This is a genomic window from Fibrisoma limi BUZ 3 (assembly GCF_000296815.2).
GTDB lineage: Bacteria > Bacteroidota > Bacteroidia > Cytophagales > Spirosomataceae > Fibrisoma > Fibrisoma limi.
The window spans coordinates 739,524-754,853 of the sequence record NZ_CAIT01000009.1 but is presented as its reverse complement, the minus strand read 5'-3'; the positions used below and the strand labels follow the sequence as shown (position 1 = coordinate 754,853).

Genomic DNA, 15,330 nt, shown 5'->3' with positions numbered 1-15,330 from the left:
TGAATTCAAATTATGAACATCACATTAGTTTCCCGGCAAACCTCATCAGAAGCACACATTGTACCGGTTGTTCAAACCGATACATTATCAGATACCTTAGCAACACTGTCGGAAACCGCCGGTATTCCGGCTGCGGTTTTGCAGAACGATTTTAAGGCCAATGCGAAAGAAGTCCTGCCGCTCTATCATCCCGATGGCCGAAAAATGTACCTGCTCGGACTTGGTAAGGAGCCGGGTTCTATGGACTGGTTGAAAACCTTCCGTGAGTTTAGCTTCCGGCAGAAAGATCGGTTGCCGCAGTCGGTTCATGTCGATCTAACCAGCTTCGATGCTGCGGTGGTTGAAGACGTAGTCCTCGGCATTCGGGGGGGTGGCTACGACCTGCGCTTGTATCAGACGGACAAAGCCGAAGGACCGGTGTTTTACTCTGACGCAGGGCAGTTAACCATACAGGTTGCGGAGGATCAACTGGCAGCCGCCGACGACGCTCTGGGCTGGGCCGAAGCCATGGCCGAAACCCAGCGTGAAATCCTTGACCTGATGAACGCCCCGTCGAACTACGTTACTCCGCAGACCCTGGCCGACTGGGCTGCAACGTCGGGTGAGCGGTACGGCTATTCAGTTACCGTGTTTGATAAAGACGAGATGGAGCGGCAGGGCCTACAGGCAGTGCTGAGCGTGAACCGTGGCAGCGACCTGCCTCCCCGCTTTATTATCGCTGAATACAAACCGGCCGGTGAAGGACTCAAAAAAGTGGGCCTTGTCGGCAAGGGGATTACGTTCGATACGGGTGGCATTTCGATCAAGCAATCGGCCAACATGCACCTGATGAAAAGCGACATGGGCGGGGCCGCTGCCGTATTAGGAACGCTCGACGTAGCAGCCAAACTGCAACTGCCCGTTCACCTGATCGGTATTGTGCCTACTACCGAAAACATGGTCGACGGCCGGGCTACCAAACCCGGCGACGTAGTGGGGTCGTACAGCGGGAAAACCATCGAGATCATTGACACCGACGCCGAAGGACGTGTTATTCTAGCCGATGGGTTGAGCTATATGGTGCGCAATTTCCAGCCCGACGTACTGATTGATCTGGCCACATTAACGGGTAGTGTTATTGCTACGCTGGGATACCATGCGGCTGGCCTGTTCACCCAGAACGACGAACTGGCGGCTGATCTGCTGACTTCCGCCAACAAGACCGGCGAACGGCTCTGGCGCTTACCGATCTGGGATGTTTACAAGGAGGATATTAAGTCAGACGTGGCCGATGTGAAAAATTACAGCGGCAAACCGCTGGCCGGAGCGATCACGGCGGCCAAATTTCTGGAAGTGTTTACGGATGAACATCCAGCCTGGGCGCACCTCGATATTGCCGGAACGGCCTTTGCCGACACCGAATTTGGCTCGCAGAAAAATGCCACAGGATATGGAATCCGCCTGCTGATTGACTACCTGCGTAGTTAATTTGTATATTCCCAACCATAACCTCATCTGTCTATGAGTCAACTCTCATTCCTGTGCGTTGCGACGTACTTTAAAGGCGAAGCGTTTCTGAAAACCTGCAAAGAACTTGGCAATACGGTATACCTGCTGACGTATGAAAAACTACGCGACAGCCCGTGGCCGTTCGAGTCCATTGATGAAACCTTTTACCTGCCCGCGCAAAGCAATTCGAGTGAGAACCTGGACCGGATGATTCTGGGTCTGGCACACGTAATGCGGTCGCGGAAAATTGACCGGGTCATTGCGCTCGATGATTTTGACGTGGAAAAAGGAGCGCTGATTCGCGAGGTGTTCCGGGTGCCAGGTATGGGTCAGACTACCTCGCGGTATTTCCGGGACAAGCTCGCCATGCGGCTCCGGGCGCAGAAAGCGGGTATTCGAATCCCGCGGTTCAGCCCCCTGTTTCACGATGAAAGCATTACGGAATACCTCCGCACGACCGATTCACCTTGGGTCATCAAGCCCCGCACGGAGGCTTCGGCCACGGGTATTCGCAAAGTCTACTCATTGGAGGAGGCCTGGCAGGTGATTCACTCGCTGGGAGATCTGCGGCATAATTATCTTATTGAAGAATTCAAGCCGGGCCGGGTTTATCACGTTGATGCGCTGTCGGTCGATAGCAAATCGGTGTTCACGCGAGCCAGTCAGTATCTGGCAACGCCCATGGAGGTGGCGCACGGGGGCGGGATTTTCCGGACGATGGTGTTGCCCTTCGATAGTGCTGAGACTACGGCGCTGCGCGAAATAAACGATCAGGTACTGGCCGCGTTTGGTATGCGCCACAGCGCGTCACATTCCGAATACATTCGCTGTGATCACGATGGCGAACTGTACTTTCTGGAAACGGCATCGCGGGTCGGTGGCGCACACATTGCCGAAATGGTTGAAGCGGCTTCGGGGATTAGCCTCTGGCGAGAATGGGCGCGACTCGAAACGGCCCTTGCCCTGAATCAGCCGTATGAGTTGCCGGAAGAACAGCATAATTACGCCGGTCTGATCGTGTCGCTGGCCCGGCAGCAGTGGCCTGACCTGAGCCTGTTCGACGATCCGGAAATCTGGTGGCGTATCAACAAAGAATACCACGTAGGACTTATTGTGCAGTCGTCGGATCAAGCGCGGGTGTTGCAGTTGCTGGATGCGTATATGCAGCGAATTTACACGGAATTCCACGCATCGGCACCCGTACCCGAACGGCCCACGAATTAATCAGCGAATTGGCTGAGCCTTCATAAGTTGCCCTGTTTTCAGGAAACTACCCCGGCTGTTTTGCTGTTAGCCTAAAGAATAACCCAACCGCTTCGGCGGTATATTGCAACGTGACAGAAAACAAGCCCGTTGATCATCAGCCTACCGTGTCTCATACTGGACTCACGGACGTAGAACTTACCGGCTATGAGCAGATTGAAGTGCTCGGTGCCCGCGAACATAACCTGAAAAATATTGACGTCACGATTCCCCGCAACAAGCTGGTAGTCGTGACCGGTATCAGTGGCAGCGGCAAGTCGTCGCTGGCGTTTGATACTATTTACGCCGAAGGTCAACGGCGTTACATGGAGAGCTTTTCGGCCTACGCCCGTTCGTTTATCGGCGATATGGAGCGACCCGACGTGGACAAAATCAACGGGTTAAGCCCGGTGATTTCCATCGAGCAGAAAACGACCTCCAAAAACCCCCGCTCGACCGTCGGAACCACGACCGAGATTTACGACTTTCTGCGGCTGCTCTACGCCCGCGCCGGCGAAGCGTTTTCGTACGTAACGGGCCGGAAGATGGAACGGCAGTCCCAGGACCAGATCATCGATACTATCCTGCAGCAATACGCCGGACAGAAAATGACTCTGCTGGCTCCGGTCGTGAAGGGACGTAAGGGACATTACCGCGAATTATTCGTGCAGATTGCCAAAACTGGCTACACGAAAGTTCGGGTGGATGGCGTAGTGCAGGAAATCGTACCGAAAATGCAGCTTGACCGGTATAAAATTCACGACATTGAGATCGTGATCGACCGGATTGTGCCCAAACCCGAAGATCGCTATCGCCTGAGTCAGTCCGTACAAACGGCCCTGAAGCAGGGTAAGGGAGCCATGCAGGCACTCGATCAGGAGGGACAACTGATCTACTTTTCGCAGAACCTGATGGACCCGGAGTCGGGTATCAGCTACGACGAGCCCTCGCCGAACACGTTTTCGTTCAACTCACCCTACGGTGCCTGCCCGGTTTGTAACGGTCTCGGGTCCATTGAAGAAATTACGGAAGAATCAGTTATTCCGGATAAAAAGCTGAGTGTGAGTCGAGGAGCTATTGCTCCACTGGGTGAATATCGGGAGCTTTGGTTCTTTAAGGAGATTGAAGTCATACTGAAAAAATACAAACTCAGTCTGACGACACCGGTCGAAAAGTATCCTCCCGAACTGCTTCATGCGCTGATGTACGGCACCGACGAAGAAGCGGCCGTACCGTCGAAGAAATACCCGGGAGAGGATTATTACAGCTTCAAATTTGAGGGCATCGTCAACTTCCTGAAACGCCAGCAGGAAAACGGTACCGACAAAATTCAGGAGTGGCTTAAAGACTTCATGGTCGTTAAGACCTGTCCGGAATGCAACGGTGCCCGCTTGAAAAAGGAGTCGCTGTATTTCCGCATTGATGGCAAAAATATCTCCGAACTCGCCCAGATGGACATTTCGGAGTTGTCGGCCTGGTTCAATGGATTGGAAAGCCGGTTGTCGGAGCGGCAGAACGTAATTGCTAAGGAAGTGCTGAAAGAGATTCGGAAACGGATCGGCTTCCTGCTCGATATTGGGCTGGATTACCTCACCCTCGACCGACCGCTACGTACACTCTCGGGCGGAGAAGCCCAGCGGATTCGGCTGGCTACCCAGATTGGTACGCAACTGGTAGGTGTCCTCTATATTATGGACGAGCCGAGCATCGGTCTGCACCAGCGCGATAACGTAAAACTGATCGACTCGCTGAAGAACCTGCGCGATCTGGGCAATACGGTACTGGTGGTGGAACACGACAAGGACATGATGCTCGAATCGGACTACATTCTGGACATTGGTCCCGGCGCTGGTCGGCACGGTGGACAGGTTGTCGGTATCGGTACACCCGACGAGTTTCTGCAGAACGGCAGCACCACGGCCGATTACCTGAGCGGTCGGCGGGCCATCGAAATTCCCGCCGAACGGCGGAAAGGCAGCGGCAAGTTTCTGATCATCAAGGGGGCAACCGGGCATAACCTCAAGAACGTAACGCTCAAACTGCCGCTGGGCAAGATGGTGACGATTACGGGCGTATCGGGCAGCGGCAAGTCGTCGCTGATTCACGAAACGCTGTTCCCAATTCTGAACCGGCATTTCTACAAGTCGAAGCGGGAGCCACTGGCGTTCAAGTCGGTGGAGGGTCTGGAGCATCTGGACAAGGTGATCGAAGTCGATCAGTCGCCTATTGGTCGGACGCCCCGCTCAAACCCCGCTACGTATACGGGCATGTTTTCGGAGATCCGGACGCTGTTCGCCGAACTGCCAGAAGCCAAGATTCGTGGCTACAAACCGGGGCGTTTCTCGTTCAACGTGAAAGGGGGCCGTTGCGAAGATTGCGAAGGGGCTGGTATGAAAAAGATCGAAATGGAGTTTCTGCCCGACGTGCATGTCGTTTGCGAAACCTGCAAAGGCAAGCGCTTTAACCGCGAAACCCTCGAAGTACGGTTTAAGGGTAAATCCATCGCCGACGTACTGGATATGACCGTTGAGCAGGCATTAGAGTTCTTTGCCAGCCAGCCGAAAATCCTGCGGAAAGTTCAGACGCTGAACGACGTTGGGCTGGGCTACATTACGCTGGGTCAACACGCCACTACGTTGTCGGGCGGAGAAGCGCAGCGCGTCAAACTGGCCGAAGAACTGTCGAAGAAAGATACCGGCAAGACGCTTTACATTCTGGACGAACCGACCACGGGTCTGCACTTCCAGGATATTTCGCACCTGCTTGATGTCCTGAATAAACTGGCCGACAAGGGTAATACGGTCCTGATCATTGAGCACAATCTGGACGTAATCAAAGTGTCCGATCACCTGATCGACCTTGGTCCGGAAGGCGGTAACAAAGGCGGTAAAATCATCGCCGAAGGAACACCGGAAAAGGTGGCCGAGGTAAAGGGCAGTTACACCGGAAAGTTTCTAAAAATGGAATTAGACGCGGCTCAGCCGCAAAATTCGCTACCTTAGCCATTCAGTAATTACGTTTGCTAAGGTTTATGCGTAACCCCTTTTTCTACATTCTTCTGCTGGTACTGGTCGTTCTTGACGGCTGGCTGCTATCACACCCCAATCTGATTGGTCAGGCTGGGGTGTTTTTCTTTGATTACACCTACCTCGAAACATTTCCCCGTGCGATCAGTACGGTCGCCATTGTCGTGGGTGCGGCTTTGTTGCTGAGCTGGATCGTCAGTCGGGTAAGCCGGCCGCTGAATATAGTATTGATGGCCGTATTGTTGGCCGCTTCGGCGTTTTACCTCTTTCAAAGCTTCACGCAATACAATTCCGGCGTTTATAAACTGACGGGCTCAGGCTTCCGGGCGGGCGCCATCCTGCTGCCCGGATTGGTGGTATTGGTGTTCGGTAAGGGTTTGTTTGATTCGGTCAGTACCAAGCGCCGTTAAGTCCTGGCCAAGCTCCCGCTTGGCCTTTGTTAAAATCTGTTACAATAAGGCCAAGCGGGAGCTTGGCCAGGACATATATGCACCGTGACTTATACATTTACAAAGGACTTCCTCATTTACAACCACTTGGCGGCACCTTTTTTCTGACAACCCGATTGGCAGGCTCCGTGCCTCAGATTGAAAAGAAGCGGTTGGCGGAAGACTATGCGCTGAAGAAACGTCAGGTGCTGGCCAATTCACCGAAACTCTCCGCTGACCTGGATCGATTAGAAAGGGACTTTTTTGCTGAATATGAAGCGCTACTGGATAAAGCTGATTTTGGACCACGATGGCTGGCGGATGATGTAGCAGCAAAGGTTGTAGCCGATGCCTTCCAGTATTGGGACGGAAAAGTCTATGAATTAATCGCCTACACCATCATGTCGAACCATATTCATGTTGTGTTCACGTTGTTCGATGAAAAATCCGGCAATCAAGTACGGTCGTTACAGCAGGTTGTTCAAAGCGTGAAAAGTTTTTCTGCCAAAAAATGTAATCGCTTGCTTAGTCGGGAGGGGGCTTTTTGGTCAGACCGAAACTATGATCGACTGGTGCGTAATCAAGAAGAGCTGTATCGTATCGTGCAATACGTGTTGAACAACCCTGTAAAAGCTGGCTTGTGTAAGCACTGGCAGGATTGGAAGTGGACTTACATTAAAGCGATCTATAATGACTTTGAGTAAGAAGTTAACTGTCTGGGCCAGGCTCCTGCTTGGCCTGTTTATTCAGTTGCTAGGACCAAACGGGAGCTTGGCCCAGACGTATCTGCTGCGGCCTGATCGGGTGTTCGATGGCGAAACCGTTCACGAAAATTGGGTGGTTCGTGTAAAAGGTGATAAGATCGAGGCTGCCGGGCCGGCGGGTTCTGTCAGTGCAACTGGTGCCGAACTTATCGATCTGAAAGGCACTACGTTGATGCCCGGTTTGATCGAAGGCCATTCTCATTTACTGCTGCACCCCTACAACGAAACACCCTGGGATGATCAGGTGTTGAAAGAAGCCCGGTCATTGCGGGTAGCCCGCGCAACCGTACACGCGCAGAAAACCTTGCTGGCCGGTTTCACGACGGTACGTGATCTGGGTACTGAAGGGGCCGATTACGATGATGTAGGCTTAAAACAGGCCATCAATCAGGGCATTATTGCCGGTCCGCGGATGGTCGTGGCTACGCGAGCACTTATCGCCACCGGTAGCTATGCCCCTAAAGGTTTTAGTCCCGACATCAACGTACCACAAGGGGCCGAAGAGGCTGATGGACATGATGCGCTTATCCAGGCTGTTCGACGGCAAATCGGCAAGGGGGCTGATGTCATCAAGGTGTATGCCGATTACCGGTGGGGTCTCATGGCAGAAGCTCGCCCGACGTTCACACTCGATGAGTTGAAACTGATTGTGGAAGTAGCCAAAAGCAGCGGGAGGGGCGTCGTGGCCCACGCGGCAAGCGCCGAAGGAATGCGCCGTGCCATTCTGGCTGGTTGTGAAACGGTTGAACACGGTGATGTCGGGACGCCGGAGATTTTCAACTTGATGAAGCAACACAGTACCGCTCTGTGTCCTACACTGGCCGCAGGTGATGCCGTAAGCCAGTACCGGGGCTGGAAGAAAGGCCAGGAGCCCGAACCCGAGCGCATTCGGCAAAAGCGGATTACGTTCCGGCAGGCGCTGGATGCGGGGGTAACGATCTGCGCTGGGGGCGACGTAGGTGTGTTTAGCCACGGCGATAACGCCCGCGAGCTGGAGATGATGGTTCAGTATGGGATGAAACCGCTGGATGTATTACGATCAGCTACGTCGATCAATGCCGATGTATTTCACCTGGCTGACCGCGGACGTGTCCGGCCGGGCCTGCTGGCCGATCTGGTGGCTGTTACGGGAAATCCGGTAACGACTATTGCGGATATCCGACGTATCAGACTGGTTATGAAGGGCGGAACGCTATACCAGCGTTAAGGGTAAACTTATTGCGTAGCTGTTGGGTTACAAAATAAATGCCTGCCAGATATGGCTTTTTTGCGATGGTTTTATCCGTCGTTTATGTTTTTGGTTTAATTTCGCCCGGCATGGATTCGCCGGGCCGGTTGACCGGTACACTGGATTCGCTTTATGGTTTCTAACCAACGGATAATCCGTTATTTCTGAATACTCTACCCTGATTTTCTGTATGGCAAACACTGCTGAGCTAACCGTTGATGGTAAATCGTTTCAATTCCCCACGGTAGAGGGAAGTGAACACGAAAAAGCCATCGACATCTCGAACCTCCGTGACCACACGGGCTACGTTACCCTCGATAAAGGTTATAAAAACACCGGTGCCACGCAGAGCGCCATCACCTTCCTCGACGGCGAACAGGGAATCCTTCGGTATCGGGGCTATTCCATTGAAGAGCTGGCTGCCAAGGCGTCGTTCCTGGAGGTAGCGTACCTGCTTATCTACGGTGAACTGCCCACCAACGAACAGTACACCACGTTTGAAAACGCAATTCGTCGCCATACGCTGGTGAACGAAGACATGCGTAAAATCTTTGAAGGCTTTCCGGTTAATGCTCACCCAATGGGTGTTTTGTCGTCGCTGGTGAGTGCGATGAGTACGTTCTACCCCGATTCGTACGACGACAAAGCTGAGGATAAAACCGACCTGCATATCATTCGGCTACTGGCCAAACTGCCGACGATGGCTACCTGGTCGTACAAGAAGTCGCAGGGGCATCCGGTCAACTATCCCAAAAATACGCTCGACTATATTCCTAACTTCCTGCACATGATGTTCGCGCTGCCGGTCGAAGAATATACAGTTGATCCGGTTGTGGCTGATGCGTTGAACGTACTGCTGATTCTTCACGCTGATCACGAACAGAACTGCTCTACGTCGACAGTACGGCTCGTTGGCTCATCGCGGGCCAACATCTACTCGTCGGTGTCGGCGGGCATCAATGCACTATGGGGACCGCTGCATGGTGGGGCAAACCAGGAAGTGATTGAGATGCTCGAGGACATTCGCAACGATGGGGGGGATGTGGCCAAATACGTTGAGATGGCTAAAAATGCCAAGCAAACCGGTTTCCGGCTGTTTGGTTTCGGTCACCGGGTGTACAAAAACTTCGATCCGCGGGCCAAAATTATTAAGAAAGCCGCCGACGATGTATTGAGCAAACTGGGTGTGAATGACCCGGTGCTGGAGATTGCCAAAGGACTGGAAGAAGCCGCTCTGAACGATGACTATTTCATTCAGCGGAAACTATACCCGAACGTGGACTTCTATTCGGGTATCATTTACCGGGCGCTCGGTATCCCAACCAATATGTTTACGGTGATGTTCGCCATCGGTCGTCTGCCGGGCTGGATTGCTCAGTGGCTGGAAATGCGCGCCCAGAAAGAGCCGATTGGTAGGCCGCGTCAGATTTACACGGGCTCTACCATGCGCGAGTTCGTTCCGATGGAGAATCGATAAAGCTTGCTACGTCGTTCTTACAAAGATCAACGTAGTGTCCTGATACGAAGGCAAACAGCCCCGGCCAGATGGCCGGGGCTGTTTGCTTTAAGCACAATCGTCGAAAGGTTATCAGGATATTAATCCTCGATGGCTCCTTCGTCGTCGTCTTCTGTGCCGCCGATTGGATCAAGCAGCGCGTTTTCGTCTTCGTTGATCTTCGCACGAATTTTGTTTTCGATGTCGGCCATTAGCTCAGGGTTATCGAGCAGCAGGTCTTTCACCGCGTCGCGGCCCTGTGCCAGACGGTTGCCGTCGTAAGAGAACCACGAGCCTGACTTCTTCACGATCTCCATCTCAACAGCCAGGTCGAGCACTTCGCCGACTTTGGAAATACCCTGACCGTACATGATGTCAAATTCGACAACTTTGAATGGAGCCGCCAGCTTGTTCTTCACGACTTTTACCTTCACGCGGTTACCCACTACGTTGTCGGCACCTTCCTTGATCTGACCAATCCGGCGGATGTCCAGACGAACGGATGCGTAGAACTTCAGGGCGTTACCACCGGTTGTGGTTTCGGGGTTACCGAACATCACACCGATCTTCTCGCGCAACTGGTTGATGAAAATGCAGCAGCACTGGGTTTTGTTGATCACGCCCGTCAGTTTCCGCAGTGCCTGCGACATCAGACGAGCCTGTAGACCCATCTTGCTTTCGCCCATTTCGCCTTCAATCTCAGCTTTGGGGACAAGGGCAGCAACGGAGTCAATAACGATGATATCAATAGCACCGGAGCTGATAAGATGCTCGGCGATTTCGAGTGCCTGTTCGCCGTTGTCCGGCTGAGCAATCAAAAGGTTGTTGGTGTCAATACCCAGCTTTTCGGCATACACACGGTCGAAAGCGTGCTCGGCGTCGATGAAGGCCGCCATACCGCCCGCTTTCTGTGCTTCGGCGATGCAGTGCATCGTCAGCGTTGTTTTACCCGACGATTCCGGTCCGTAGATTTCAACGACCCGTCCACGCGGCACACCGCCGATACCCAATGCCAGGTCAAGGCCCAGCGAGCCGGTTGAGATTACCGGAACGTCCACAACTTTGCTTTCGCTCAGCCGCATAACGGTGCCTTTCCCGAAGGCTTTGTCCAGTTTCTCAATCGTGGTTTGAAGGGCTTTTAATTTGTTGTCATTAGCATTTGCCGTAGCTTGTGCCATGTCAGATTTGGCCATGTTTAGTGGTTGTTTAAGCAGATAAAATTAGCGATTTTCGGCCAGAATACCAAGTGGATTTTGAAAATACTTGGAGGGGAAGAAAGGCAGGAAAGGAGGAGAGGAGGAAGGGAGAAAGGGGTTGGTTTGTTGTATTATTAACTGTTTGGCAGTGAGTGGTTTATGCTTTATTGGAAGGGCTTTCTAGTTGACTTATGCGCCCATTAAAGTTGTCTTAAATTACCGCTTGGTCCGTTGCCTTAACCGGCTCAGAACAGAGGTGTTGTCTTTGAGGGCATTGCTTACCGCTGAGCGGGCCTGAATGCCCATTGTATCGGCGGCTGTCGGCGAGATATACCAGCCCAATGGGTAGTTGTGATTGCCACTTTCCAGCCCCAGACTCGTGTACTGAAAATCCAGTTGCCCGGCCTCGCCGTTGAGCGTCGAACGCACGAGTTGGTCGAGGCCGACACCAGCCCGTTCCCAGCTTTGCAGGAACCCCTTGAGTGGCTCATTGGCAAATTTGAACAGGCTGACATTGGCCGCCTGCTCCGACACCGACCCGTTGCGCAGAAAGAGCAGGTAATATTGGACGGGCCGACCGCGCCAGCGACCTCCGGGCGTTACCCGTTGTAACGTACGAATGACCTGAACGGCCGTAACAATCCCCGTATTTTCAACGTAGCCGCCGTCCAGCATGTGGTACGTAATAGGTGCACCAGACTCAATATTGGGCAGTGGACCCGTTGCCTTACCGCCACTGGTTACGAAGGGAAAACGGGCGCACAAAAACGTAGCGGTTTTGTAAGGAACATCATGTCCGAAGGAACTGAATAGGTCGGCTACGTCGAAAAACGCGTTCAAAGAATCCGATGTCTGCCCCAGCGATACATTGGCCAATATTCCTTTCTGGCCGGTTTCGGCAATGGTTGTATTTAAAAACAGACAGGGGAGGCCCGTACTGCCGGGTGTCCAGAGCCGGAGAAACGACTGCCTCAGGGTTTGTTGCACGGCCGTATCCAGTGGCTGGCTGAATAGCGCATTCTGCCAGGCATCTTCAATCCAGCGGTTGCGGTCGAGGTCGGGTATGGGGACCGGTGAGAAGTTATTGACGCCCCCGCGAAACAGCGCCGAAGCCACCGCCGGTGAAATCAGATCTTGCGTAACCACTGAACGTAGCCGGATCCGGAACGCTGAATCGGGCTCAATGAAACCCTTAAGCGAAGCAATGTACGTAGCGGCCCCAACGCCCCCACCCGACACGCCACTAATACCGAATACGTAGCGGTCGAAATTGGGAATACTGTCGCGGAGGGATACAAGGCATTCGGTGGTCCAGTTGGTAGCGCGGATGCCGCCACCGGCCGTCGCAACGACCACCACGGGCAAAGGAAGCGTATCCCCTTTGCCGGTTGGCGGCCGGTGGTCGAGCCAGCGCCGGTAGTACGTTTCCAGCGCTTCGCGCGGTGGTGCCGGCAGCGGACTCTCCTGGATACTGGTGTTATCGTTGCAACGGGAAAATATCAATACGAGCAGTCCTGCAACGACCAGAACCGGATACCTGGGTAGCTGGTTGAGTTGGTACAGAATGGTGATCAGAAAGGCAAAGCCGCAGAGCCAGAACAGCACCACAGCATACAATCCGATACCCTGAGCCAATGCGAGGCCCGCGCTGGGTAGAAACACCATCAGCAGCCCCACAACTGTTCCCTGGCCGAACAGAATGCTGCGTGGCGCCAGATCGACCAGCATGGCATAGTCCCGTACCGGCGATTCGGAGCCGAACAGGACAATGTCGGTATACTGTAACCGACGATCAAACCGGCGTAGCAGCCATAGCAGACCGACAGCAATTAAAACCAACGTAAGAAGCACGCTGTAAAAACGTACGGCAGGCCCGAACCCATCCGGCGATATGGGTTCGAACGTCCAGGGGAAATGCAGTTGATAGTAATTAGCCAGCACCGTTACGATGGCAATGACAAACGGCAGGCCGGCCAGTATCAGTGGCATTAGCCGTAGTACCTGGAGTTCGTTCCGGAACCGGACAATCTGCCGGGCGGCTGCCTCAGGATGAGCCGGGTTCAATGCACCGTAGTAGCTGGGCTGGATGTAAAGCATCACCTTACTACAGATGTACACTGTCAGGCTCCACCACGCTAAGGATAATCCCGTGCTGAACAATACAGTACCGATGCCCTGCTTCTGGGTCAGAAGGAGGTAGAAAATCTCATCGAACTGCCCGAGTTGAAACACCAGCGCCGATGCCGCCAGCAAGTACACGATGATCTGAACGTTCAGAAAACCTTTCCAAAGTCCCGTCAATCGGTCGCGGAGGGTCGCCTGGCTGGGTGGGAAGCGTTCACAGCGATCGCTGACGGCGTCGACTACCCGCAGCCGTTGCTGCCGACGCCGGATCATGTGCCTGACGAGCCGGGTCAGCGTGGTGGTATAAAACCCCCGGCGGCCAAACAACCAGCGTCGAACGGTATCCCAGACCGAAAAGGCGATGGCGATGGGGTGGAGGGCTACATACCAAAAAGCCGTAGCGATAGGCCCTATTTTCAGCCACCATATAAGACGCATTGCACCCGGCGACAGGAAACCGTCATGACCAAGCAACCATTGCAGCATGGTCGTGTTTTCGAGCAGATCGGCCAGCACCGTAAACCAGATCGTAATGGCCAGCAACCGACCGGCTACGTTCATGAGCCGACCAAGCCGAGGATGGGCCGGGTTGCGAACGTAGAGCGTCTCATGGGCGCAGAACCAGCACCAGACCATTACCGTTGCCGTATAGGCCGGAATGAACAAAAAAATATCGACCAGTACCTCCAGCCAGGCCCAGACCAGGCGGTTGTCTGTTTGTCGCCAGGTGCTGATGATACCGTCCACGTTGGCACCGGTGCGGGCATAGGCGATGGCCAGATCGTGCATGGATGGTTCGCCAAGACCCTGTTGAATGACCCCAATTAGTATGGCTACTCCCACCGACGCCAGCAGCAGGTGCGTACGGTACGGGTACCCGTTTGGAAGTCGTTCGGCCAGGAACGCCAGCCTTTTCATAGTGCCGGGGATGAGGTTGATGCGCGGAAAAAAGTCATGCCGACCCGGTCGGCTAGAGCGACAATGGGTCGGCATGGCAAATATATTCAGGCAATCCGTAAAACCTCCGCCGATCAGTTGGCCGGATCGGACGGGGTATTGGTGTTATTATCGCGCTCCGTGAACGGATACGGCAGGAAATTCCGCGTCCGTTCCGCATTAGTCGCCGGCGTAGTACCTGGTCCGGGGCGGTTAAATCGTCGGCTGTCCTCTAACCGGAATCCCTGGAACGCCAGTTCGATCAGGCGGTTGCGGTAAATTTCGGTCAGGATAGCCTGCGCCGTTTGCGGACCGCTGTAGGCCGGTAGCCCCGCGCCTAATCCCCACGCATCCGTCGTTTTCGTGAGCACCTTGTTCAACTCGGTAACCGCATTGGCCAGATCGCCTTTTCGAGCGTACGCTTCGGCGCGGATCAGGAGCATTTCGCCCGGCAGGTACACCGGAATCGGCGCGTTGTTGGCCGTGTAAAAGCCAGTGCCGAGGTTTTGTGAGGCCGTTGGGTTGCTGCGCAGGTAAAACGACAGTCGTCTGTCGGCCGGATTCGGTGCCAGTTCGCCGGTCAGACCAAGCGTCGCGTTCTGGGGCGCAAATACGTTGATGTTGCTGAACGCCGTTTCGAACACCGGGTTGCGGGTGTTGTCATCGAACGAGAAAAACGACCGCCTGGTCAGGTCGACGCGACCAGCCGCAGCAATGGCCTTGTCATAGTCGCCGGCGAAGAGGGCGTATCGGGCAATGAGCGCCTGAAGGGTATTGGGAATGTCGATCCCCGGCGCAATCGCCTGATTAAACGACGCCGACGGGGCTGTTGCGGCCACCAGCGTGGCAGCCGCTTCCAGTTGAGTGATTGCCTGCTGTAAGGCCTGCGCCCGCGGTACAAACTGGGCGTTCGTGCCGGTCGTGATAGGCGTTTGCTCGAAGAACTGCGCCAGCGTTCCCAAGGCCAGGGCCTTGTAGATCGATGCGTAGGCCACAACGCCACTGCGCGTACCAGGCTCCTGAATGACCCGGCTCGCATTGGCCAGAATGACGTCGGCATTCGACCGAACAATCTGACTCGTGGCCCACAGGTTCCGCACCACGGCGTTGCCGCCGGTTACGTTCTGAAAGCCTAATTCCAGGTTCTGCTCATCGGTGTTTCCGGCATTCAGAACGCGGAATTCACGGGTCGTTAATCCACCGGCGGCTACGGCATTGTAAATAACACCGAGTCGGCCGAATGTGTAGCGATAAGCAAGTCCGTTGGCCAGCGTAATGAGGCCATCAGTCGAATTAATTACCTGTTGTTCCGTGGCAATGCTGGGGTTCAGGTATTCTTCGCGGCAGGCATTCTGGGTGAGTAGTACCGTCAGCAGCGCCGTAGTAAGGATGTATTTTTTCAT

10 protein-coding genes are annotated in these 15,330 nt (G+C 54.1%); 7 read left to right on the top strand and 3 right to left on the bottom strand.

The annotated features are described in order from the left end of the window. Positions 1-12: 12 nt before the first annotated feature. From BN8_RS22695 to BN8_RS22665, 7 genes are all read left to right on the top strand, one after another. Positions 13-1,467, top strand: a complete 1,455-nt coding sequence (locus BN8_RS22695; protein ID WP_009284285.1) for a leucyl aminopeptidase family protein — start codon at positions 13-15, stop codon at positions 1,465-1,467. A 33-nt stretch (positions 1,468-1,500) separates the two neighbouring features. Further along, entirely contained in the window at positions 1,501-2,712 is a 1,212-nt protein-coding gene (locus BN8_RS22690; protein WP_009284284.1) for an ATP-grasp domain-containing protein, read from the top strand. A gap of 146 nt (positions 2,713-2,858) precedes the next feature. After that, positions 2,859-5,732, top strand: a complete 2,874-nt coding sequence (uvrA, locus tag BN8_RS22685) for an excinuclease ABC subunit UvrA (protein ID WP_040006746.1) — start codon at positions 2,859-2,861, stop codon at positions 5,730-5,732. Positions 5,733-5,761: 29 nt separating this feature from the next. Continuing rightward, positions 5,762-6,166, top strand: a complete 405-nt coding sequence (locus BN8_RS22680) for a hypothetical protein (protein WP_009284282.1) — start codon at positions 5,762-5,764, stop codon at positions 6,164-6,166. Between the two features lie 77 nt (positions 6,167-6,243). Continuing rightward, positions 6,244-6,888 (top strand): transposase, encoded by a 645-nt coding sequence (locus BN8_RS22675; RefSeq protein ID WP_009284281.1) that lies wholly within the window; start codon positions 6,244-6,246, stop codon positions 6,886-6,888. Next, on the top strand, positions 6,875-8,155 hold the full coding sequence (locus tag BN8_RS22670) for a metal-dependent hydrolase family protein (protein ID WP_009284280.1): 1,281 nt from the start codon (positions 6,875-6,877) through the stop codon (positions 8,153-8,155). The genes BN8_RS22675 and BN8_RS22670 overlap by 14 nt, the downstream gene beginning before the upstream one ends. A 211-nt stretch (positions 8,156-8,366) precedes the next feature. Next, positions 8,367-9,653: a citrate synthase gene (locus BN8_RS22665; RefSeq protein ID WP_009284278.1), complete on the top strand. Its 1,287-nt coding sequence runs from the start codon at positions 8,367-8,369 to the stop codon at positions 9,651-9,653. Between the two features lie 119 nt (positions 9,654-9,772). On the opposite strand, the gene recA is transcribed toward BN8_RS22665, so the two are convergent. The 3 genes from recA to BN8_RS22650 form a co-directional block, all read right to left on the bottom strand. Beyond that, positions 9,773-10,864, bottom strand: a complete 1,092-nt coding sequence (gene recA, locus BN8_RS22660) for a recombinase RecA (protein WP_009284277.1) — start codon at positions 10,862-10,864, stop codon at positions 9,773-9,775. 219 nt (positions 10,865-11,083) lie between these two features. Continuing rightward, positions 11,084-13,909: a hypothetical protein gene (locus tag BN8_RS22655; RefSeq protein ID WP_040006451.1), complete on the bottom strand. Its 2,826-nt coding sequence runs from the start codon at positions 13,907-13,909 to the stop codon at positions 11,084-11,086. Positions 13,910-14,022: 113 nt separating this feature from the next. Then, positions 14,023-15,330 carry a RagB/SusD family nutrient uptake outer membrane protein gene (locus tag BN8_RS22650; RefSeq protein WP_009284275.1) on the bottom strand — a complete coding sequence of 436 codons (1,308 nt, stop codon included), beginning with the start codon at positions 15,328-15,330 and terminating at the stop codon, positions 14,023-14,025.